Source organism: Stenotrophomonas sp. FR010 (assembly GCF_047520755.2).
Classification (GTDB): Bacteria; Pseudomonadota; Gammaproteobacteria; order Xanthomonadales; family Xanthomonadaceae; genus Stenotrophomonas; species Stenotrophomonas sepilia.
In genome coordinates, this window is record NZ_JAXBQT020000016.1 from 57,877 (window position 1) to 77,683 (window position 19,807).

The 19,807-nt window shown below is 66.6% G+C and carries 18 protein-coding genes, 7 tRNA genes and 1 pseudogene; 12 read left to right on the forward strand and 14 right to left on the reverse strand.

All coding sequences use genetic code 11. The features are described 5' to 3' along the window. The first annotated feature begins 97 nt into the window (after positions 1 to 97). From ACM0PK_RS15200 to ACM0PK_RS15230, 7 genes are all read left to right on the forward strand, one after another. Positions 98 to 496: a heavy metal-responsive transcriptional regulator gene (locus ACM0PK_RS15200; protein ID WP_049415383.1), complete on the forward strand. Its 399-nt coding sequence runs from the start codon at positions 98 to 100 to the stop codon at positions 494 to 496. 105 nt (positions 497 to 601) lie between these two features. Continuing rightward, positions 602 to 677 (forward strand) — tRNA-Ala (locus tag ACM0PK_RS15205). A 54-nt stretch (positions 678 to 731) separates the two neighbouring features. Beyond that, positions 732 to 807: transfer RNA gene (locus tag ACM0PK_RS15210), tRNA-Glu, on the forward strand. Between the two features lie 185 nt (positions 808 to 992). Then, positions 993 to 1,068: transfer RNA gene (locus tag ACM0PK_RS15215), tRNA-Ala, on the forward strand. Positions 1,069 to 1,117: 49 nt separating this feature from the next. Continuing rightward, positions 1,118 to 1,193: transfer RNA gene (locus ACM0PK_RS15220), tRNA-Glu, on the forward strand. 44 nt (positions 1,194 to 1,237) lie between these two features. After that, positions 1,238 to 1,313, forward strand: a tRNA-Ala gene (locus ACM0PK_RS15225). A gap of 47 nt (positions 1,314 to 1,360) precedes the next feature. Further along, a tRNA-Glu gene (locus ACM0PK_RS15230) sits at positions 1,361 to 1,436 on the forward strand. Positions 1,437 to 1,531: 95 nt separating this feature from the next. Here the strand turns inward: ACM0PK_RS15230 and ACM0PK_RS15235 are convergent. Beyond that, on the reverse strand, positions 1,532 to 1,948 hold the full coding sequence (locus ACM0PK_RS15235) for a GNAT family N-acetyltransferase (RefSeq protein WP_053500686.1): 417 nt from the start codon (positions 1,946 to 1,948) through the stop codon (positions 1,532 to 1,534). Between the two features lie 76 nt (positions 1,949 to 2,024). On the opposite strand from ACM0PK_RS15235, the gene ACM0PK_RS15240 reads away from it, so the two are divergent. Continuing rightward, a complete protein-coding gene (locus ACM0PK_RS15240; RefSeq protein ID WP_414607632.1) occupies positions 2,025 to 2,981 on the forward strand; it encodes an SOS response-associated peptidase family protein in 957 nt (318 codons plus the stop codon). A gap of 124 nt (positions 2,982 to 3,105) precedes the next feature. Here ACM0PK_RS15240 and ACM0PK_RS15245 read toward each other — a convergent pair whose 3' ends face one another. Further along, positions 3,106 to 3,486, reverse strand: coding sequence for a response regulator (locus ACM0PK_RS15245; protein ID WP_180883996.1), 381 nt, complete (start codon positions 3,484 to 3,486; stop codon positions 3,106 to 3,108). Between the two features lie 132 nt (positions 3,487 to 3,618). Between ACM0PK_RS15245 and ACM0PK_RS15250 the strand changes: the two genes are divergently transcribed. Both ACM0PK_RS15250 and ACM0PK_RS15255 read left to right on the forward strand, forming a co-directional pair. Next, a tRNA-Leu gene (locus ACM0PK_RS15250) sits at positions 3,619 to 3,704 on the forward strand. A gap of 270 nt (positions 3,705 to 3,974) precedes the next feature. After that, positions 3,975 to 4,262 (forward strand): annotated as a pseudogene (locus ACM0PK_RS15255) (hypothetical protein); the annotation flags it as partial. On the opposite strand, the gene ACM0PK_RS15260 reads toward ACM0PK_RS15255, so the two are convergent. After that, entirely contained in the window at positions 4,173 to 5,999 is a 1,827-nt protein-coding gene (locus tag ACM0PK_RS15260) for a methyl-accepting chemotaxis protein (protein WP_414607633.1), read from the reverse strand. The pseudogene ACM0PK_RS15255 and the gene ACM0PK_RS15260 overlap by 90 nt on opposite strands. Before the next feature lie 532 nt (positions 6,000 to 6,531). Between ACM0PK_RS15260 and ACM0PK_RS15265 the strand changes: the two genes are divergently transcribed. Together ACM0PK_RS15265 and ACM0PK_RS15270 are read left to right on the forward strand one after the other, a co-directional pair. Continuing rightward, positions 6,532 to 7,620 carry a DUF5694 domain-containing protein gene (locus ACM0PK_RS15265; protein ID WP_065178517.1) on the forward strand — a complete coding sequence of 363 codons (1,089 nt, stop codon included), beginning with the start codon at positions 6,532 to 6,534 and terminating at the stop codon, positions 7,618 to 7,620. Between the two features lie 61 nt (positions 7,621 to 7,681). Then, positions 7,682 to 7,972 (forward strand): putative quinol monooxygenase, encoded by a 291-nt coding sequence (locus ACM0PK_RS15270; protein ID WP_414607634.1) that lies wholly within the window; start codon positions 7,682 to 7,684, stop codon positions 7,970 to 7,972. On the opposite strand, the gene ACM0PK_RS15275 is transcribed toward ACM0PK_RS15270, so the two are convergent. The 11 genes from ACM0PK_RS15275 to ACM0PK_RS15325 all read right to left on the reverse strand — a co-directional run bounded on the left by ACM0PK_RS15275 (position 7,914) and on the right by ACM0PK_RS15325 (position 19,754). Then, positions 7,914 to 8,216: a hypothetical protein gene (locus ACM0PK_RS15275; RefSeq protein WP_032954271.1), complete on the reverse strand. Its 303-nt coding sequence runs from the start codon at positions 8,214 to 8,216 to the stop codon at positions 7,914 to 7,916. The genes ACM0PK_RS15270 and ACM0PK_RS15275 overlap by 59 nt on opposite strands. A 62-nt stretch (positions 8,217 to 8,278) precedes the next feature. After that, the gene (locus tag ACM0PK_RS15280; RefSeq protein ID WP_065178518.1) at positions 8,279 to 10,468 is read right to left on the reverse strand and encodes a PAS domain S-box protein; all 2,190 of its coding nucleotides are present in this window, start codon (positions 10,466 to 10,468) and stop codon (positions 8,279 to 8,281) included. A 208-nt stretch (positions 10,469 to 10,676) separates the two neighbouring features. Next, positions 10,677 to 13,064, reverse strand: a complete 2,388-nt coding sequence (locus tag ACM0PK_RS15285) for a Tex family protein (protein ID WP_414607635.1) — start codon at positions 13,062 to 13,064, stop codon at positions 10,677 to 10,679. Positions 13,065 to 13,271: 207 nt separating this feature from the next. Then, a complete protein-coding gene (locus ACM0PK_RS15290) occupies positions 13,272 to 13,487 on the reverse strand; it encodes a hypothetical protein (RefSeq protein WP_005417149.1) in 216 nt (71 codons plus the stop codon). 580 nt (positions 13,488 to 14,067) lie between these two features. Next, entirely contained in the window at positions 14,068 to 14,472 is a 405-nt protein-coding gene (locus ACM0PK_RS15295; protein WP_088123871.1) for a hypothetical protein, read from the reverse strand. Positions 14,473 to 14,516: 44 nt separating this feature from the next. After that, positions 14,517 to 14,675, reverse strand: coding sequence for a PspC domain-containing protein (locus ACM0PK_RS15300; protein ID WP_194430536.1), 159 nt, complete (start codon positions 14,673 to 14,675; stop codon positions 14,517 to 14,519). Positions 14,676 to 14,787: 112 nt separating this feature from the next. Next, a complete protein-coding gene (locus tag ACM0PK_RS15305; protein ID WP_032954276.1) occupies positions 14,788 to 15,156 on the reverse strand; it encodes a YfeK family protein in 369 nt (122 codons plus the stop codon). A gap of 33 nt (positions 15,157 to 15,189) precedes the next feature. Beyond that, on the reverse strand, positions 15,190 to 16,257 hold the full coding sequence (gene phaC / locus ACM0PK_RS15310) for a class III poly(R)-hydroxyalkanoic acid synthase subunit PhaC (RefSeq protein ID WP_005417157.1): 1,068 nt from the start codon (positions 16,255 to 16,257) through the stop codon (positions 15,190 to 15,192). Next, positions 16,254 to 17,303: a class III poly(R)-hydroxyalkanoic acid synthase subunit PhaE gene (gene phaE / locus ACM0PK_RS15315; protein ID WP_227837012.1), complete on the reverse strand. Its 1,050-nt coding sequence runs from the start codon at positions 17,301 to 17,303 to the stop codon at positions 16,254 to 16,256. Before phaE ends, phaC begins: the two co-directional genes overlap by 4 nt. A gap of 22 nt (positions 17,304 to 17,325) precedes the next feature. Then, positions 17,326 to 17,940 carry a CDP-alcohol phosphatidyltransferase family protein gene (locus tag ACM0PK_RS15320; protein WP_019660264.1) on the reverse strand — a complete coding sequence of 205 codons (615 nt, stop codon included), beginning with the start codon at positions 17,938 to 17,940 and terminating at the stop codon, positions 17,326 to 17,328. A gap of 452 nt (positions 17,941 to 18,392) precedes the next feature. Next, complete coding sequence (locus tag ACM0PK_RS15325; protein ID WP_414607636.1) at positions 18,393 to 19,754, reverse strand: MATE family efflux transporter; 1,362 nt, start codon at positions 19,752 to 19,754, stop codon at positions 18,393 to 18,395. Positions 19,755 to 19,807: the final 53 nt, after the last annotated feature.

The following is a 19,807-nucleotide window of genomic DNA, read 5'->3' on the forward strand; positions in this document are numbered from 1 at the left end:
TTGCAAAGTGCGCTGAATGCGCCGTCAGCGGCGGGAGCTTGACCCTGGACTGCACTCAAGGCTTCAGAATGACCGGCAGCATCCGCAGGAATCCGCCATGAACATTGGTCAACTGGCGCGCCAGGCCGGCGTACCGATCGATACCGTGCGCTACTACGAGCGCCAGCAGTTGCTGCCCACCGCGGCACGCTCGGCCGGGGGCTACCGCATCTTCGGTGAGCAGGACCTGCGCCGGCTGCGCTTCATCCGCCGCGCCAAGACGCTGGGCTTCAGCCTGGAACAAATCGCCGAACTGCTGGCACTCAGTGATCGCCACCCGCAGGACATGGGCAGCGTGCGCGACGCGGCACAGGCCCGCCTACAGGACATCGCGCAGCGCATGGCTGAACTGCAACGCATGCACAGCGCGCTCTCGCAGCTGGTCGACGCCTGCCCCGGCCACGGCACCCTGGATCAGTGCCCGATCCTGGCGGCGCTGACCGACGGCGCCGACTGAGTACGTGCGATCGTCGCCCCCCCCTCGCAACGCACGTGAAGAAAAGTGCAACAAATGCTTGCCAACCCTCTGGAGCAAGGCTATTATTTCGCTCCTCAGCGACGTGGGGCCATAGCTCAGCTGGGAGAGCGCCTGCATGGCATGCAGGAGGTCAGCGGTTCGATCCCGCTTGGCTCCACCAATCTTTCGGCATTAGGCCGTCGAAAGGTCGCTAAAGAACATTGATGAGAATTGCGTCCCCATCGTCTAGAGGCCTAGGACATCACCCTTTCACGGTGGCGACCGGGGTTCGAATCCCCGTGGGGACGCCACTCATCACGAACAACGAGGACCCGGCCGATAACCGGGTCTTTTTTGTTCACCGCCTACCGGCATTCAGGTTGTGGCGTTGCGGTTCCCCTGCCCTTGGTGGCGAAGGTTGAACCGGGACGAAAAAAGTTCGAAAAAAGCTTCCACAAACGTGAACACGCAGGTATGATAGGCGGCTCGGTAATACGGGGCCATAGCTCAGCTGGGAGAGCGCCTGCATGGCATGCAGGAGGTCAGCGGTTCGATCCCGCTTGGCTCCACCACTTTCGACATTAGGCCGTCGAAAGTTCTACAACTTGAAGTTTTTCGTGCGTCCCCATCGTCTAGAGGCCTAGGACATCACCCTTTCACGGTGGCGACCGGGGTTCGAATCCCCGTGGGGACGCCAGTTTCAAGACGGACTCTGCTCCTGGCAGATATCCAGAGTTTCATGGGGCCATAGCTCAGCTGGGAGAGCGCCTGCATGGCATGCAGGAGGTCAGCGGTTCGATCCCGCTTGGCTCCACCACTTCGACATTAGGCCGTCGAAGGATCTACAACTTGAAGTTTTCGTGCGTCCCCATCGTCTAGAGGCCTAGGACATCACCCTTTCACGGTGGCGACCGGGGTTCGAATCCCCGTGGGGACGCCAATTCTTGAAAACCCCGGCTTCGGCCGGGGTTTTTCTTTGCCCGCGATCTGCCATCAAACCGCCCTGCGCGTAGATGACTTCACTCCGCCCACGGCTCAGAACCGCCGATACATCCCGATCGATGCCGGCGCAGTCGGTGCGAAACCAAACTGTGCATACAGCCGATGCGCCTCGCCATCGGCCAGCAGGCTGACGTAAGCCGACGGCGGCAGGTTGGCCTGCATCCAGCCGTCCAGCCGCCGCATCACCTCCTTGCCCAGGCCCTGCCCCTGCAATCGCGGCAGCACCGCGATATCACAGACCTGCAGGTGGCAGCCGCCATCGCCGACGATACGGCCCATCGCCACCAGCTCAGCGCCCTGATAGGCACATACGCCGAACAGCGTATTGGGCAGCGCGCGGGCGGCTGCTTCGCGGGACTTGGCGCTGAGGCCTGCGAGCACGCGCAACTGGCAGTAGTCCTCGACCGTGGGTACGGCTTCGCGGAACTGGCAGGTGATGGAACCATTCATGCGGCATCTCCGGATGGGTCGGGCTATCCTGCCGCATCCACGTCGCAGCCGCTGCGACCCAGGCCCACAGAGTCCCATGTGCTATTCCGCCCTGATCCGCGCTGACTACGCCAAACTGGTACGCGAGTTCGGCGCCATCCTGTCGCTGGAGGACTTCGCCGAACTGTACGCACACGATCCGGGCAAGAAACGGCCGAAGACCCCGAAGGCGATGGATGACGGATTCGCCGGTGCGCGTACCGAACAGGGGCGGGACATCGTGGCGAAGATCCAGCAATGGCATGCGCAGGAGCGACAGGCCCTGGAGGCCGAACTGGCCCGGCAATGCGAACGACGCGATATTGCCCATGCCACGCTGGCCACCCGGCCCACGCAGAAGGCGCGCAACGACCTGCGCGTGGCCGGCAACCGCATCGAGCGCGCACAGGCCCGGCTGGAAGACCTGCATCGGGTGCAGCTGCTGCCGCGTGACAACCGCATTTTCCCCGGCACCTACGCACCGGTGATGGTCAGCGAGAACGGCCAGCGCGTGATCAGGCCGATGCGCTACCAGTGCCGGCTGCCGGACAAGCCGGCGCGCAACGACGTGCTTTACCCCGGCACCTACAATGCGCGGCGCGACAGCCTGGAAGGTTACTGGCGGGGTGCGTTTGGACTGCGCCACGGCGTAGTGGTGGTGCAGGCGTTCTACGAGCACGTGCCCCGCCACGCCATCGCCGGCCGCACCCTCGGTGCCAACGAAAAGGAACAGGACGTGGTACTCGAATTCCGTCCCGATCCGCCCCGCGACCTGTTGCTGGCCTGCCTCTGGGCGGAATGGGAAGGACCGGAAGGCCGCCTGCTGTCGTTTGCCACGATCACCGACGCACCTCCCAGCGACGTCGCCGCTGCCGGGCATGACCGCGGCGTAGTGCCGATCCGCAAGGAACACCTCGACGCCTGGCTCAACCCCGAACCGGATGACCTGGCGCGCCAGTACCGCATCCTCGACGACCGCGAGGAGATCCGTTACGTGTACGAGGAAGCGGGCTGAGCGCCGGACGCAATTGAAAAACCCCGCCTGGGCGGGGTTCCTGGATCAGGGGTTGCCGCCGAACATCGCAGACGCGAGCATTCAGCCGTCGGCAGTATCCCCCTGCCGGTCCGTGGCGGACGGCTCAGGCCTTGACGCTGGAGCGACCCACCGCTCGCGCCAGCGCGCGTGACAGATCAGCCGACAGGTACGGCTTGACCAGCAGCAGGCCGGCCAACATCGGCGCCGGCAGCTGCTCGGCCAGCATCCCGGTGGCCAGCACGAACGGAATGCCACGCGATGAAAGCGCTGCAGCCACTGGTTCACTGGTCTCGTTGCGGGCCAGCCGGTAATCCAGCAGGGCCACGTCCGGGGTGCTCTGCTCCAGCAGCTGCAGGGCTTCGGACACGCTCGCTGCGAGGCCAACCACGACCGCACCGGCATGCACCAGCTGCATCTGCAGCAGGGCCGCACTCATTTCGTCGTTCTCGACCACCAGCACCCTCAGGTCCTGCAACACTGTCATCGGCTACCGCTCCTGGAGGCAATTGCACGCTGGGAGTATAGCTATCAAGGGGCCAATGCCGACAGGAACCGCCCTCATAGGCCCTCCTACTATGCATCGCCTGCCGACCTCGGTTACACTCGCACGCTGCCTGCCGGTGTGGCGGAATGGTATACGCAGCTGACTCAAAATCAGCCGGGGGTGACCCCATGAAGGTTCGAGTCCTTTCACCGGCACCACTGCATCAAAGGCCAGGTCCATGATCTGGCCTTTTGCATTTCGCGGGCCCGAGCGCCGACACTGGCGAAGGTGCCCCAGCATGCCCTGCCCGCGCGATTGCCCCTCCTGCGGGCGTCCGACGCCGTCGCCTGGTCCCACTACCTCTCGCTGCCGGGCGTGATCGAGCACACCAGCTGGGGCCACGTTTCCGAACGGGCGATGGCGCTGCAGATCGCCCGCCATCTGCCTGACGCATCCGATCAGCGCTGGGCGCTGGGGACGCCAACAACCTGCAGGCGGTCGCCGCGATCCTCGACGGCTGCCCGCAACGCAGTGATGACCTGCTGGCCCGCGACGGCGGCGAGGAATTCATCGCCGCCCTGCCCGCCGCTGAGGCCCATGTGACCATCAGCATCGGCGTAGCCTGGCAGGCCGCGCATGAGCAGGCCGACCCACAAGGCCGGGGAACAGCACTCCGACCGCCGGGCCTAGACCGCGCGCAGCACCGCCGCGCCATGCAGGTGCCCCGCCCCACCCTGCACGCGGAAGCTGGCCACGGTCTGCAGAAGCTGCGCTGACTGCTCCTCCATGCTGCGCGCCGCGGCCGAGGCTTCCTCGACCAGCGCAGCGTTCTGCTGGGTGCCCTGGTCGATCAGATCGACAGCGTGGTTCATCTGCTGGATGTCGTCGCTCTGCTGCTGTGCGGCCGTGCTGATCTCGGACATCAGGTCACTGACCCGGCGCACGTTGAGCACGATCTCGTCCATGGTGCGTCCGGCGCTCTCAACCTGCGCGGTACCGGCGCCGACATTGGCCACCGACGCATCGATCAGCTGCTTGATCTCCTTCGCGGCACTGGCCGAGCGCTGCGACAGTTCGCGGATCTCGGTGGCGACCACGGCGAAGCCACGCCCGTGTTCGCCCGCACGCGCTGCTTCCACCGCCGCGTTCAACGCAAGGATGTTGGTCTGGAAAGCAATGCCGTCGATCACGCCGATGATGTCGACGATGCGCCGCGAGGACGCGTTGATCACGGCCATGGTCTCGACCACTTCGTGCACCACGTTGCCACCGCGGGCAGCGACATCAGCAGCACCACCGGCCAGCTGACTGGCCTGCCGTGCGTTGGTCGCGGTGCGCTGCACGGTCTCGGCCAGGCCCTTCATCGACACCGCGGTCTCCTCCAGCGACGCGGCCTGCTGCTCGGTGCGCTGCGACAGATCGCTGTTGCCCTGCGCGATCTCGGTGGCACCGACGGCGATGGTGTCGGCGGCGAACTTGATCTGGGCGATGATCGCGGCCTTCGCCTCCACCAACGAATTCACGCCTTCGCACAGCTCGGCGATCGGCCCGTTCTTGTCGGCAGTGGCCACGCGCCGGGTCAGGTCGCCCTCCTTCGCGGCCGCCACCACTTCACGGGTCTGCGCCACGGCACGTTGCATGGCCTGGTTCTCATGCACCTGCGCGGTGATGTCGGTGGCGTACTTGACCACCTTGAACGGCTTTCCGTTGAGATCCAGGATCGGGTTGTAGGACGCCTGGATCCAGACCTCGCGCCCGCCCTTGCCGAGGCGCCGGTACTGGCCGGCATCGTATTCGCCACGGCCGAGCTTCTCCCAGAACTGGCGATACTCGGCACTGCCACGATACTCGGGCTCGACGAACAGCGAGTGGTGCTGGCCACGCACGTCGTCCAGGCTGTAGCCGGTGGCGGCCAGGAAGTTGTCGTTGGCCGAAAGGATGCGGCCGTCCATGCCGAACTCGATCACCGCCTGCGACTTGTCGATCGCCGCCAGCTGCCCGGCCGAGTCGGCTGCCTGCAGCTTCTGCGCAGTGATGTCGGTGGCGAACTTGACCACCTTGTAAGGCCGCCCCTGCCGGTCCAGCACCGGGTTGTACGAGGCCTGGATCCAGATCTCGCGCTGGCCCTTGCCGAAGCGCCGGTACTGGCCAGCGTCATATTCGCCACGCCCCAGCCGCGCCCAGAACTCGCGGTACTCGGCGCTGCGCGCCTGCTCGGGATCGACGAACAGGGAATGATGCTTTCCCTGGATCTCCTCCAGCCGGTAGCCCATCGCCTGCAGGAAGTTGTCATTGGCCTGCAGGATGGTGCCATCGAGGGCGAACTCGATGACCGCCTGGACCCGGTGCAGCGCCGCGACCTGGGCTTCCAGCTCGGCACGGCCATCGGACACGGCCTCGGCGCCGGTGCGGTGCTGGGGAGCCAGCGCGCCCAGCAGGGCACGCCACGGCGACCAACGGGTATGCAGCTCGGCCGGCGCCTGCGCGCCCGCCGTGAAGCCTGGAATGAGCATTGTCTGATCCTCGGTGTCCGGTAAGCGGTTGCGACCCGACGGGCGGGATGCCCGGCGGCAACTTCAGGTGCCAGGGACTACAGGTGCCAACCGGCACCTCTCGAGCGACTGCCACGAACGTCTGCTGCGGGTGCGATCGGCATCTGGGAGCGGCGGAACACACAGCGCGGGCCGCCCATCGGGGACGGCCTGGGGCCCTGCGGCGGGTGACTGGAGCGGGATCCAGAGGGAGTATCGGCGAGGCGATCGGTGGCTTTAGCCGGATTACGCGACGTCCGTCGCAACTTCAGATGCGGCTGCAGGGACGCGGTAGACAATCGCGATGTACTTCACATTCTGCTCACGCTCGGCGGGGCACGGGGTGTCGTCACGGAACATATCGCGCGTTGCCGCCGTCACTGGGCATAGCCTTGCCCGGCACGCCGATGCAGTTCAAGCCCAAAAGGTTTGCATGACCAACGGGCGATTCCATGGCAGGTGAAAATGGCCAGCATGCAGCGAACCGCAGGACGCTCACTGACACGGAGATCGCATGTTCCCACGCTTGGCCAGCTTCCTGATCCTGGGCCTGTGCAGTACCGGCGCCCTCGCTGCCGATGCCACCTATCGGCCCGCCTTCCAGCCGGACCAGCTGAAGGGGCCGCCTGCAGGGCGACCGAACGAGGTACTGGTACTGGGCACCGCCCACCTGTCCGGCCTGCCCAAGTCCTTCCAGCCCGCCTTGCTTGAACCGTTGCTGCAGCGACTGGTCGCCTGGAAGCCCGGGCTGATCGCCACCGAAGACCTGTCCGGCCTCCAGTGCGATTCCATGCGTCGCTACCCGGAACGCTATGCGGAGAGCGTGGCCACCTACTGCTTCGACACCACCGCTGCGCAGGCTGCCACCGGCCTGGACGTGCCTTCAGCGAACGCCCAGGCCGAGCGCCTGCTTGCGACCTGGCCGGACGAGCCGACGCCCGCCCAGCGTCGTCGGCTCGCCGCATTGTTCCTGGCTGCGGGCGAACGCGGCTCGGCGCAGGTGCAATGGCTGCGCCTGCCTGCGTCCGAGCGCAAAGCCGGCGATGGGCTGACGCCGGCCCTGGTCGAGATCCTCGGCAAAGGCCTGGTCCGCCGCAATGAAACCAGCCTGATCGCCGCCGTCGTTGCCGCCCGCCTCGGGCATGAACGGCTGTGGGCCGTGGACGACCACACGGCCGATTCTCCCACACCGGCGGAGGATAAGGCGGCGGCCAGTGCAGCCATCACCGGTGCCTGGAACAATACGTACTTGCGGGCGCGACGGGAGGCCGATGAACGCCTCGTGGCCAATCTGGACAAGCCCGGTGGCGTCATGGCGCTGTATCGGGATTACAACAGCCCGGCGGCAGCGATGGCAGCGTACCAGAGCGACTTCGGCGCGACGCTCGTCGAGCCGTCCTCCAAGGCGTTCGGCCGGATGTATGTCGGTTACTGGGAAACCCGCAACCTGCGCATGGTCGCCAACATCCGTGACGTGCTGGGCCTGCACCCTGGCAGCCGAATGCTGGCCATCGTCGGTGCCTCGCACAAGGGCTACTACGAGGCCTACCTCAATCAGATGCACGACGTGCAGCTGGTCAGTACGGACGCAGTATTGCGTTGACCAGGATAGGTGCCGGCCATGCGCTGGCACTATCCTGCAAGGCCCGTCTGCAGGTGCCGACATGCTGAAAGTGATCGCCGAGGATTTCATCCATCCCGATGCCGTGGATACCGTGCTTCCCCTGTACCGCGAGCTGGTCGCATGCACGCAGCGAGAGCCGCTCTGCCTCGGCTATGAACTGTTCGTCGACCAGAGGGACCCCGGGCATTTCGTCTTCATCGAGCAATGGCCGGACCGCGACGCACTGGATATCCATTGCGCCAGCGAGCACTTCCAGCGTCTGGTGCCTCAGATCAACGCGTTCCAGCGCGCACCGTGCCGGGCCCTGCTGATGGACGCCGCACGGGTGTAGTGCCGGAAGCGAGACGCCCGCCGACGCTGCGGCCATGCCGCCACAGCAACAGGCAGGCTGCAACCGTGCACGCCAGGCTCAGGACCAGCAGCGCGACCGCGCCTTGCTGCAGCACGGGCAACAACGCCTGCGCGTACGGGTCGCCGCGCAGCTGTTCGGCGCGCAGGCAGGTGGCCAGCGCCAGGCACCAGCCGATCAGGGCCGGAATGAACATGCGCACCGCAACCGGGTTCCAGGCATTCATGGGTTCACCTGCTTGAGTGGAGATGCGCGCAGTATTCGCGCGCGTCCTCTCACAGGCTGAGATCAGTCCTGGGCGGCATCGGCATCGTCGCCTGGAAGCCCCGACAGCTCGCCCTGCACCTGCACGTTGTTGCGCCCCAGCGCCTTGGCCCGGTAGCACTGTGCATCGGCAGCGGCCACCGCCTGGTCCACGCTCATGCCCCCCGCCAGGGGCGCGATGCCGATGCTGGCACCGACCCGCAGCCGGTGCTGATCCCATGGAATGGACAGCGCTGACAGGGTCTGCAGGAGCTCACCGCCGATCCGTGCGGCACGACGCGGCGTACACCCGGACAGGATCACCGCGAACTCGTCGCCGCCCAGCCGCGCCACCACGTCCGAATCACGCACACCATGTCGCAGCACACTGGCCACCGCCCACAGCACGGCATCGCCGGCCAGGTGGCCCCAGGTGTCGTTGACCGGCTTGAAGCGGTCCAGATCGATGTACATCAGCGAGGCGGCCTGCCCGGTGCGCTCGACGCGGGTGATCGCCTGCTGCAGGTGCACCTCGAAACCGCGGCGGTTGCTCAGTTCGGTGAGTGGATCGATCTCGGCCAGGTGGCGGGCTTCGCGCTGCCGCGCCCGCTGCTGGGTGTCGTCGCGCAGCACCCACACCGCGCCGCGCACATGGCCTTCGTCATCGCGCAGCCAGGCCCGCGTCAGATCCACCGGCACCGTTGCCGTGCCCAGGCGCAGCAGCAGGTCGGCATGCAGGTCCACCGCGTTGCTTTCCGGGTCCAGGAGTACCTGCACATCCAGCACCGAGCCGGGCGCGTACTCGGTGGTCAGCGCCAGCACGTCCTGCACCCTGTGCCCGGCCAGCGACAGCGCGCCATCACCGGCCAGGGTGCGTACCGCGGCCGCGTTGGCATAGTCGATGCGGCCGTCAAGGTTGACGCTGAGCACCAGGTCGGCCACCGCATCCAGGGTGATGCGACTGCGCTGTTCGCTCTCGAACAGGCGTTGCTCACTGCTGCGCTGGGCGGTGATGTCCTGGATCTGCGACACGAAATGCAGTGGCTGGCCATGCTCGCTGCGCACCAGCGACACTGACAGCCGCGCCCAGATGATGCGGCCGTCGCGGTCGAGATAGCGCTTTTCAAGGTGGTAATGGCTGCGCCGTCCGGCCAGCAGGTCCTGCACCAGGGCCAGGTCGGTCTGCAGGTCATCGGGATGGGTCAGGCGCTGGAAGTCGACCTGCAGCAGCTCTTCGCGCGGGTAACCCAGGATCCGGCACAGCGCATCATTGACGTCCAGCCAACGCCCCTCCAGCGACACCAGCGCCATGCCCAACGCCGCCGACGTGAATGCACCGGCGAACTTCTCCGCCGACAGCCGCGCCTCAGCCCGTGCCTGCAGGATCTCGGTGATGTCGATGGCCATGCCGACGTAGCCGATGCGTGCGCCATCGGCACCTTCCATGCGGCTGATCGACAGGCGCACCTGGCGTGGCAGGCCCTCCTTGCGCAGCAACGTCCACTGCCGCGAGTAGGTCTGCCCGTCAGCGCGAGCACTGAGCGCTTCGAACACGTCGGGAAGGTTGCCCTCGGCATCGGCCAGCGGCTCCAGCCAGGCTTTCAGTTCCTCCGGATCGTGGAACGCATCGAGCCGGCGCTGGCCGACCACCTCCGCTGCGCTGTAGCCCAGCAGGCGCTCCGCACCCGTGTTGAACAGGGTGATGGTGCCATCGGTATCGGTGGCGATCACCGCTACCTCATCGGACGCATCGACCACGGCCTGCAGGCGTTGCCGGGTCTCGGCCGCGTCCTGCCTCGCCTGCTGCAGCTCGGTGACATCAGCATGCGCGCCGGCCATCCACAGCGGCTTGCCCTGCCCATCCCATTCGAAGACCCGCCCGCGGTCCTGGATCCAGATCCACTGCCCGTTCTTGTGGCGCATGCGCAGCAGGCAGGCGTAGTTGTCGCTGCGGCCTTCGAAATGCTCATCCAGCGCCGCATCGGACAGCGCGATGTCATCGGGATGGACCAGCTTCAGGAACGTCTTCTGGCAGATGGGTTGCAGCTCTTCCAGGCGGTAGCCGACGATCTCAGCCCAGCGCGCGTTGACCCGCATCTCGCCGGTCTGCACGTTCCATTCCCAGGTTCCCGCGGCGGTACCGTCGATGATCATCGCCAGGCGGCGACGCTCTTCCGCCAGCTCCTGCAGGCGGCGCTCCAGCAGTCCATTGCCGTGGGTGCCCTGGCCCGGCATCAATCCGGTCCCCTGCCGGCACGGGCAGGCGCCGACCGCAGCGGAACGCTGCGGTCTGCAACGAAGATGGCGGGTCGTGCTGGCGTCATGGCCCTCCCCAGCAACAGCGGGGTGGCCGGACGCCTCCCCTCAAGCGCAAGTGTGCGCAATCACGGGGAAAATCGACAAGTCCCTCGCCACGAATCAAGTGTGACGGGGAACGCGGTCCTCAACTGCGCTTGGCGCGCGCGAAGGCCTCGGCCAGGGCGTTGTTGGCCGGGGGCGCGGACGCGGCGGGACGGCCACCATTGCCTTGACCCCGGTTCAGCCCGCGGTTCTGGCCGCCTGCATCGCGGCGCGGACCCTGCCCATGGCCGCGCTCATCACGCTGTCCCGGGCGGCTGGTGGCTTGCCCGGGGGTATCGTCCAGGCGCCGGGTCAGGGCGATGCGCTTGCGCGCCACGTCCACCTCCAGCACCTTCACCTTGACGATATCGCCGGCCTTGACCACGTCGCGCGGGTCCTTCACGAACGTATCGGAAAGTGCCGAGGTGTGGATCAGGCCATCCTGGTGCACACCGATATCGACGAAGGCACCGAAGGCCGCCACGTTGCTGACCACACCCTCGAGCACCATGCCCTCGCGCAGGTCCTTGATGTCCTCGACGCCCTCGGCGAATCGTGCCGCCTTGAACTCGGGGCGTGGGTCTCGGCCCGGCTTCTCCAGTTCCTTGAGGATGTCACGCACGGTCGGCACGCCGAAGGTGGCATCGGTGAACTGCTCGGCCTTCAGGCCGCGCAGGAAGCTGCCATCACCGATCAGCGCCTTGATCGGGCGCGCGGTGCTGGCAACGATGCGCTCGACCACCGGGTAGGCTTCCGGGTGTACCGCCGAAGCATCCAGCGGTTCATCACCGTCGGCAATGCGCAGGAAGCCCGCGCACTGTTCAAAGGTCTTCTCGCCCAGGCGCGCGACCTTCAGCAGGTCCTTGCGGCGCTTGAACGGGCCGTTCGCATCACGGTGGCGCACGATGTTCTCGGCCACCGTGGCCGACAGGCCGGACACCCGCGACAACAGTGCAGCCGAAGCGGTGTTCACGTACACGCCCACCGCGTTCACGCAGTCCTCCACGCGGGCATCCAGCGCGCGCGCCAGGCGGTACTGATCCACATCGTGCTGGTACTGGCCGACACCGATCGCCTTGGGTTCGATCTTCACCAGTTCGGCCAGCGGGTCCTGCAGGCGGCGGGCGATCGACACCGCCCCACGTAGCGACACGTCCAGCTCCGGGAACTCCCTGGCCGCGAACTCGGACGCCGAGTACACCGACGCCCCGGCCTCGCTGACCACTATCTTCTGCAGCTTCGGGTTGGCAGCGGCCTTGATCGCTTCACCGGCCAGCTTGTCGGTTTCGCGGCTGGCAGTGCCGTTGCCGATCGCGATCAGTTCCACGTTGTGCTTGGCGCACAGCTGCTTGATCGTCTGCAGCGACTGCTCCCACTGGCGACGCGGCTCGTGCGGGTAGATGGTGTCGGTGGCGACCAGCTTGCCGGTGGCATCGACCACGGCGATCTTGCAGCCGGTGCGGATGCCCGGGTCCATTCCGAGCACGGTCTTCGGGCCGGCGGGTGCCGCCAGCAACAGGTCCTTCAGGTTGTCGCCGAACACCGCGATGGCTTCGGCTTCGGCCTTTTCGCGGGCCTGGTTGAACAGGTCCAGCAGCAGATGGGTGTGCAGCTTGGCACGCCAGGTCAGCCGGCACGCATCCAGCAGCCAGCGGTCGGCGGCACGGCCCTGGTCGGCGATGCCGGCCTTGCGCGCCACGCGTCCTTCGGCGTACTGATGGCCAGCCTCGGCATCGCTGCCCGGCTCCAGTTCCAGGAACAGGATCTCCTCGCGGCGCGCACGGAACAGTGCCAGCAAGCGATGCGACGGAATCTTCGCCAGCGCCTCGGCATGCTCGAAGTAGTCGCGGTACTTGGCGCCCTCGGTTTCCTTGCCCTCGGCGACGCGGGCACGGATCACGCCGGTCTCGCCCAGCCAGGTGCGCAGTTCACCGACCAGCGCGGCGTCTTCGCCCCAGCGCTCCATCAGGATCGCGCGCGCGCCTTCCAACGCGGACTTGGCGTCGGCCACGCCCTTGTCGGCGTCGACGAAGGTGGCCGCGAACGTCTGCGGGTCCTGCGTCGGGTCGGCCAGCAGGCCATCGGCCAACGGCTCCAGGCCGGCCTCGCGGGCGATCTGCGCACGGGTGCGGCGCTTGGGCTTGTACGGCAGGTACAGGTCTTCCAGCCGGCTCTTGGTATCGGCGGCCAGGATGTCATTGCGCAGCTCGTCACTGAGCTTGCCCTGCTCGCCGATGCTGGCCAGCACCGCCGCGCGACGGTCCTCCAGCTCGCGCAGGTAGGTCAGCCGGGTTTCCAGGTTGCGCAGCTGGGTGTCGTCCAGGCCACCGGTCACTTCCTTGCGGTAGCGCGCGATGAACGGAACGCTGGCGCCTTCGTCGAGCAGGCCGACGGCGGCGCGTACCTGGGCGGACTGGGCACCGATTTCGTCGGCGATGGTCTGGGCGATCTGCTGGGCGAGCGCGCTCTGGGCGTTCTTGGCGTCGTGCATTGCTTCAGGTCTGTGCCGCGTTTCGGGAAGCCCCCATTCTGGCAATCCGCGACGGAGCCGGACAAGGCATTGACAGGGGGCGAGGTTCAGCGGCGAAGCCGGATTGGACGCCGGCATCCTGGCAAAGAGCGGGCTCGGACTGGCCCGGGGCTGGGATGCCGGCGCGGGCGCGCGATGGTGGGCGCGCCCTGCCGCGTGTTGCGACGGTCAGCGGTAGTGGCGGGCGGCGCGCTGCATGACGATGTCGTCACGCATGCCTTCCAAGGCCATCAGGCGGACCTTGCCGACACCCTGCAGTTCCATGAACCGCTCCGTGTAGAACTCCGGCCCCAGCGCGGTGTCGGCGCGGGATTTGCTGAAGCCGTAGGGCACCACGCCCTTCTCGCCATCCTTGCTACCACCGACATAAAGAACGATTGCCATGTGATGTCTTCCTCCAAATTGCTACTGCGTACTGCGCTCGATGAGCGATGCTGCGAGCTCATCGAGGGAGAGCTTACCGCGTCGAACCTGACTGGAACGTCACGAAGGCTAATGACGATCGGTTGCATGCAGATGACTGCGGGATCGCAGCAGAATGCTTACGGATCTTTAACCTCCGGCTAACGAATCGGTGGGGGATCTCCGCCAACGGCGCAGCCCCTTGTGGCTTGGTCGCGAAATGCGCTTCATGTGAGCGGGTCGGTCGAGGTGGATTCGCAGGACACGCCGTAAAACCCGTCCATGGGGGCTCGATGGCGCCATTCATGGCGCCATCGGTCCCGCGAACCCACCCCGACCGACCCCCGACAGTTTTCGGGCACGTCCAGCCATGGAAAAGAAAAAAGAAGACCAGAGCAAAAGCGGCCTGGCCGGCTCACTTTTTGTAGAGCCGAGCCCATGCTCGGCTGCTTTCAGGCCAGTCCGCGAAGCACGGCGTCCCCGCCAGCCCCACCCACCCGGCCAGCCCCAGGAAGCGGGCATTCCGCGACCACCCACGAGGGGCCGCGCCGTTGGCTGGAAACTACGGCCACCAACCACGCCCGAACCGGGCGAAATGATCGGCCGCGCGTTCGAACGGATTGCGTGCACTCACCCCACCACACAGCAGGTACACCGGCAGGTACAACGGCCCCAGCACCATGTACTGGTAAACGTGCGCGCGCTCGTGGTCGTCCAGCCGAATCAGCGGCTCCACGCCCCACCCCGCCTGATGCGCATAGGTCCGGCAACAGATGCCGAGGTCATGGCCGGTATGCAGGATCACGTTGCCCAGGGTGATCGCACCGCCCGGCCCCCACGGCCAGTGATCGAACACCACGGCGCAGTCCCGCCCGCTCCATCGCAGCGTCGCGCCGCCAAGCATGCCGGCCAGGCCGCCGATCAGGCCGATCAGTGTGTTGGGCAGCGTCCATGCGGCGCCCAGCATCTGCAGCGCGCGCAGCCAGAGCGGCCAGGATCGAGCGGCGGTGTTCAATCCGCCTCGTTCGGAATCAGCAGCCACAGGATCAGGTAGATCAGAATGCCGGGGAAGGCGGCCGAGCCGATCGATACCAGCACGAACACGATCCGCACCAGGGTGGGGTTCCAGCCGAAGCGATGGGCAATGCCGCCCATCACGCCGGCAATCATGCGGTCGTTCAATGAACGCGACAGCGTCTTGGGCGTGGTGTTCACGGCGGTGTCTCCTCGGCTTGCGGGCAGAATCAGTCGAGCACGCCGCGACTCTACACCGCCTCCGTGTCTACGGCGTGCGGAGACGCAGCGCCTGCAGGCGCGCACCGAACCAGGCGGCCGCGGTCTGTTCAGGCTGCCCCGGGCACTGGATGCGGTAAGGCTTCCCGCTCATGCTGCTCTGGCTGGCGGCGCGCTCGATGAACTGCTCGGCGCTGTCCACCATGTCCTTCTTCAGCAGGTAGTCGTACTTGCGCTGCAGATGAGCGCGCGCATCGCCGCCGTCGTACCAGCTGCCATTGCGCTGGAAACGGCACTGCGAGCCGTCCAGGCTGGAAATCAGCTGGGCGATCTCCCGGCGTGCATCGGCACTGGGTGCGGCGTGGGCAAATTGTGCTGCCAGCAGTGCCGCAAGAATCAACGAAATCCGGTACGTCATCATCCCCCCAGGTCAATCGAGCATGGCTCGACTCTACAGGTCACGCGCCTTCAACCAGCCATCGATCGTGGCCGGCACTTCGCGCTGGGCGCGGCCGGACACATAGATACCAATGTGGCCACCGCGGAAACTGGACTCTGTGTAGTCGTCCGTGCCCAGGCGCCCACGCATCGCGCGCGAGGCGTCCGGCGGTACCAGATGGTCCTGCTCGGCATAGATGTTCAGCACCGGCAAGGTCACCTGCGACAGATCCACGGCTTCCTCGCCGATCCGCACCGTACCGTTCACCAGGCCGTTGCCCTGGTAGAACTGCTTGATGAAGTCACGGAACGCCTCGCCCGCCAGGTCCGGCGAATCGAAGATCCATTTTTCCATGCGCAGGAAATCCTCCAGCGCCGCCTTGTCGTCGAGGATATCGAGCAGACCGACGTACTTCTGCACGTTCAGGCGGAATGGCTTGAGCATCAGGTAGCTGGCATTCATCAGGTCAGCCGGGATGTTGCCCAGCGTATCCACCAGCAGATCCACGTCCACCTGCCGCGCCCAGTGCGAGAGCATGTTGTCGGCCGTCTGGAAATCGACCGGGGTGACCATGGTGATCAGCTTGCCCAGCTTCTCCCGGCGCAGCGCGGCATAGCACAGCGCGAACACACCGCCCTGGCAGATGCCGAGCAGGTCGATCGGGCCGCCACTGCGCACGCGCAGTGCATCCACCGCACCATCGATATAGCGCAGCAGATAGTCCTCCAGCGTCTGGAAGCGCTCCGAGCGATCCGGGTAGCCCCAGTCCAGCACGTACACATCCTGCCCAAGCGCCAACAACTTCTGCACCAGCGAGCGGTCGGCCTGCAGGTCGACCATGTACGGCCGGTTGACCAGCGCGTAGACGATCAGCAGCGGCGTGCGCCGGGTCGGCGCCTGTTCGCCGACGAAGCGGTAGAGCACCACCTTGCCGTCGCGCCACACTTCCTCGCGGGCAGTCACGCCATAGTCAACGTCTTCCACCTGCGGCAGCAGCTTCAGCCCTTCCATCAGCTTGCGCTGCATGGCCAGGGTCTCCTGCATCAGGTCATCGGCGTTGAAGCCCAGCGGTCCCTTCATCGGTCACGTGCCCGTGAGGTGGTGCGAGATTCGGACTTTTTGGCAGCCACCTTCTTTGCCGGCGCGGCCCTCTTCGCGGCCTTGCGGGCGGCTGGCTTCACCTTCGCCGGCGTCGGCTGCGCCACCGGATCGACCGCAGCGGTTCCAGCCAGCACCGCCACTTGTGCCTGCAGCCGGCGCAGGCTGCGCTCCAGCTCGGCGATGCGGCGGTGTGCGGCATCCATCTCGCTGCGGGTCGGCAGGCCGATACGTTCACTCATCTGTTCCACCTCGCGCTGCAGGCCGGCGCGCAGACGCATCTGCGCGTTGCCCAGCGAGGCGTACACCTGCTGGAACGGTTCGGACATGGCGACCTTGGCGTAGGCCTCCTCGGCCACTTCGATCCACAGGTCGAACATCGCGCGGGCGCTGGTCAGCTGGCTGCCCGGCTGTTCGTGCTCGGCCAGGCGCTGCTCGAACAGCGCAAATGCCTCGTCCAATGCCCGCTTGATCTGGTCGACATAGGCGCGCGAATGCTGCTGGTATTCTTCCTGCGCACGCAGCAGGGCCTGCCAGCGCGCCTGGTGCTCGCGGCCGGGGCCGAATGCCGGGCTCTGCAGCCACGGGCCCGCCTGCAACTGGAACTGCTGCAGCCATGCGGCGAATTCAGGTACTGCGGCACCGGCGTGGGTGCTGCCGCGGGCACCCTGCAGCATCCATTGCAGCATGCCGTCGCCCTGCCCCTGCACCGCCTCACGCCAGGCCTGGGCCACGTCGGCACTGCTGGCGTCGCGGCCGGCAAACCGAGCGGCGACCTCCTGCATGGTGCCGTACCAGCTGCCCGCCTGTTCGCGGAACCGGCGCATGGCATCTTCCGGCGCGCCGGGCGCCTGTTCGGGCAGCAATTGGCCCCACCAGTCAAACAACCGTTGCCAGCTGCCGGGGTCGTCACCGGCAGGTGCTGCGGGCGCGCCCGCATGGCGCAGAGCATCACCCCAGGCGCCGAAGTACTGCCGGGCCAGCGTCTCGAAATCGCTGCTGCCGGCATCGTGGGCCGAGCTGGTCATCGCAGGCCTCCGCAGGGCTGGCTCATGGCTTGGGGATACGCAGGGTCTTGCTGATCATCAGCGACCCGGACAGGGCGAACAACAGCACCATCGGGTGCAGCTGCCACGGTCCGATCTGCCACTGGCCGAACCAGATGTTCTGGCCGATGGCATCGGTGCCGGCGGCGATCGCCAGTACGATCACCAGCACCAGGCTGGTCGGGATCGGGGTGCCCTCGAAATACGTGACCTTGCCCTCATCGCCGGTCATTGCCTCGGCAGTGACGTTGTAGCGTGCCAGGCGGCTGACGCCGCAGCAGACGAAGTAGCTCAGCACCAGCCAGTCCCAGCCACCCTGCATGCCGCAGGCATAGGCCAGCGCCGCTGGGGCCACCCCGAAGGAGATCACGTCGGACAGCGAGTCCAGCTCGCGGCCGAGGGTGGAGCTGGACTTGCGCCAGCGCGCGATGCGCCCATCAAGGGCGTCGAAGATGAAGGCCAACGGGATCAGCGCCATGCCAAACAGCAGGTAGCCGCGCTCGCCATCCTGCAGGAAGCGCATCGCGGCGAAGACCGCACCGGTGCCGCAGAATGCATTGGCCAGGGTGAACCAGTCGGCCAGCTGGAATTCGCGCAGCATCGAGAAGTGACGTTTCATGGGAACTCACGGAGCATCAAGGCCCACAGGTTACCGCGAGCGCCGCCGCTGGCGACAGCGCCGGCCGGTCCCACCTTCACCGCCCCCTCACCCACCCTCACCGACGGTGAATTTTTCGCCACCCATCTTGACAGCCTAGGGGGGTGGCGCCTGTCGCGGCTTATCCACAAAGTTGCCCACGCGTAATCCACACCCCCTGTGGACAACCAGATCTCACCGACTGCGACGGTGGACATTTCCTCATCACCCTGACGCGGGGTTTCCCTACTTCCCAAGCCGCGAGGTCGGCGCTATGGTCACCGGCGGGCCCGCCGCCACGTCCGATTCCTGGTGACGGACGATGATGATGCCGGATGCTTCCGCCTGCTGCTGGCGCAGCGGCGCTGAAGTGGTAGAGCCGGCCGCTGGCCGGCTGCCCCTCCCATTCCGGGGTGCCGGACGGCGGCAGGCAACTACCGAGCCTGCACCCGCCGCCAACGCGCGAAGCACAACACCTGCATCACCAGCATGGCCAGCAACCCCAGCGGCCACGCCCACCACACGCCGGCCAGCCCGTGCTGCGCCTGCATCCACATCGCCAGCGGCAGTTCCACCAGCAGCACCGCTGCCATACCCAGCAACGCTGGCAACCATACCGTGCCGCTGCCGCGCATCACCCCGACAAGCACCGCGCTGATTCCCATCGCCAGCACGCCCCACACCACAATGCGCAGCTGCAACGCAGCCAGCTCGCGCACGTCGGCTGCCGCCAGGATCAGCCCGGTCAGCCCGCGCGCCAGCGCCACAACCAGCACCACCACCACGCTCAGCGTCGCCAGCGCCACCAGCACACCCGTCCGGGCGATGGCCGGCAGCCGTGCTGTACGCCCGGCGCCCATCGCATGCGCCGCGAGGATGGTGGCGGTGATCCCCAACGACATTGCCGGCAACTGCACCCAGTTCATCAGCTGGTTGACCGCACCGTAGGCGGCCGTGGCCGTGTAGCCATAGCGGTTGATCCAGTCCAGCAACACGATTTCGGCGACGGCCAGGCTGAGCATCTGCAGCGAGGAGGGTATGCCGATGCGCAGCATCGATCGGATGATCGCGCCATCGAAACGAATGGCATGCAACAACTCATGGCCCGGTGCCAGGGGATGTCCTGTCCGATGCCAACGCAACAGCAGCCAGCCCAGGGCCAACAGCGAGGCAAACGCCGCCGACACCGCCGCACTGGCCGATCCCAGCCGCGGCAGGCCGGCCCAGCCCAGAATCAGCAGCGGCGTACACAGCAGGCCAACCGCCGTGGCCAGCAGCAGCGCATGCAGCGGCGTCTTCGCATCGCCTACCGCGCGGCTCACGGCAGTGGCCAACCACAGCAGGAAGAACGCCGGCGCCGCCAGCAGCAGCACGCGCGCGTAGACGATGGACTCACCGAGGATCGGTGCCGGTGTACCCAGTGACATCAGAAGCTGTGGTGCGAAACCGCTCCCCAGAGCCATCACCAGCACCGACAGCACAAGGATCAGCGCCACCGCACTGCCAGCCACCGCGCGCACCTGCTGCGGCCGACCCGCGCCCCAGGCGTGCCCGATCAGAACCATCGCGCCGGTCGCCAGGCCCATCACCAGGGCCAGCAGCAGGAAGAAGACCGGGAAGAACGCAGCGGCCACGGCCACCGCCTGGGTACCGAGCAGATGGCCGAGGTAGATGTTGTCCAGCGTGCCTGCGGCCAGCTGCAGCGCATTGGTCAGCAGCATCGGCAGCAGCAGGGCCAGGTAGGTGCGCCACAGAGGCGGCGCGACCAGGGGCGTGGGATGTACAGGGGAGTTCATGGGGTTCTCTGGGCAAGGCGCTGCCCTGCCCGGCGTTTCCACCAGCAAAGCAA

Bases quoted from the DNA above. Each gene is read 5' to 3' on its own strand.
- ACM0PK_RS15285 (WP_414607635.1), bottom strand. From the start codon at position 13,064: ATGCACGACGCCAAGAACGCCCAGAGCGCGCTCGCCCAGCAGATCGCC.
- ACM0PK_RS15295 (WP_088123871.1), bottom strand. From the start codon at position 14,472: ATGCTGGGCGCCGCATGGACGCTGCCCAACACACTGATCGGCCTGATC.
- ACM0PK_RS15265 (WP_065178517.1), top strand. From the start codon at position 6,532: ATGTTCCCACGCTTGGCCAGCTTCCTGATCCTGGGCCTGTGCAGTACC.
- ACM0PK_RS15275 (WP_032954271.1), bottom strand. From the start codon at position 8,216: ATGAATGCCTGGAACCCGGTTGCGGTGCGCATGTTCATTCCGGCCCTG.
- ACM0PK_RS15270 (WP_414607634.1), top strand. From the start codon at position 7,682: ATGCTGAAAGTGATCGCCGAGGATTTCATCCATCCCGATGCCGTGGAT.
- ACM0PK_RS15200 (WP_049415383.1), top strand. From the start codon at position 98: ATGAACATTGGTCAACTGGCGCGCCAGGCCGGCGTACCGATCGATACC.
- ACM0PK_RS15325 (WP_414607636.1), bottom strand. From the start codon at position 19,754: ATGAACTCCCCTGTACATCCCACGCCCCTGGTCGCGCCGCCTCTGTGG.
- ACM0PK_RS15245 (WP_180883996.1), bottom strand. From the start codon at position 3,486: ATGACAGTGTTGCAGGACCTGAGGGTGCTGGTGGTCGAGAACGACGAA.
- ACM0PK_RS15320 (WP_019660264.1), bottom strand. From the start codon at position 17,940: ATGAAACGTCACTTCTCGATGCTGCGCGAATTCCAGCTGGCCGACTGG.
- phaC (WP_005417157.1), bottom strand. From the start codon at position 16,257: ATGAAGGGACCGCTGGGCTTCAACGCCGATGACCTGATGCAGGAGACC.
- ACM0PK_RS15305 (WP_032954276.1), bottom strand. From the start codon at position 15,156: ATGACGTACCGGATTTCGTTGATTCTTGCGGCACTGCTGGCAGCACAA.
- ACM0PK_RS15280 (WP_065178518.1), bottom strand. From the start codon at position 10,468: ATGCCGGGCCAGGGCACCCACGGCAATGGACTGCTGGAGCGCCGCCTG.
- ACM0PK_RS15235 (WP_053500686.1), bottom strand. From the start codon at position 1,948: ATGAATGGTTCCATCACCTGCCAGTTCCGCGAAGCCGTACCCACGGTC.
- ACM0PK_RS15290 (WP_005417149.1), bottom strand. From the start codon at position 13,487: ATGGCAATCGTTCTTTATGTCGGTGGTAGCAAGGATGGCGAGAAGGGC.
- ACM0PK_RS15300 (WP_194430536.1), bottom strand. From the start codon at position 14,675: ATGATTGCCGGCGTGATGGGCGGCATTGCCCATCGCTTCGGCTGGAAC.
- phaE (WP_227837012.1), bottom strand. From the start codon at position 17,303: ATGACCAGCTCGGCCCACGATGCCGGCAGCAGCGATTTCGAGACGCTG.
- ACM0PK_RS15240 (WP_414607632.1), top strand. From the start codon at position 2,025: ATGTGCTATTCCGCCCTGATCCGCGCTGACTACGCCAAACTGGTACGC.
- ACM0PK_RS15260 (WP_414607633.1), bottom strand. From the start codon at position 5,999: ATGCTCATTCCAGGCTTCACGGCGGGCGCGCAGGCGCCGGCCGAGCTG.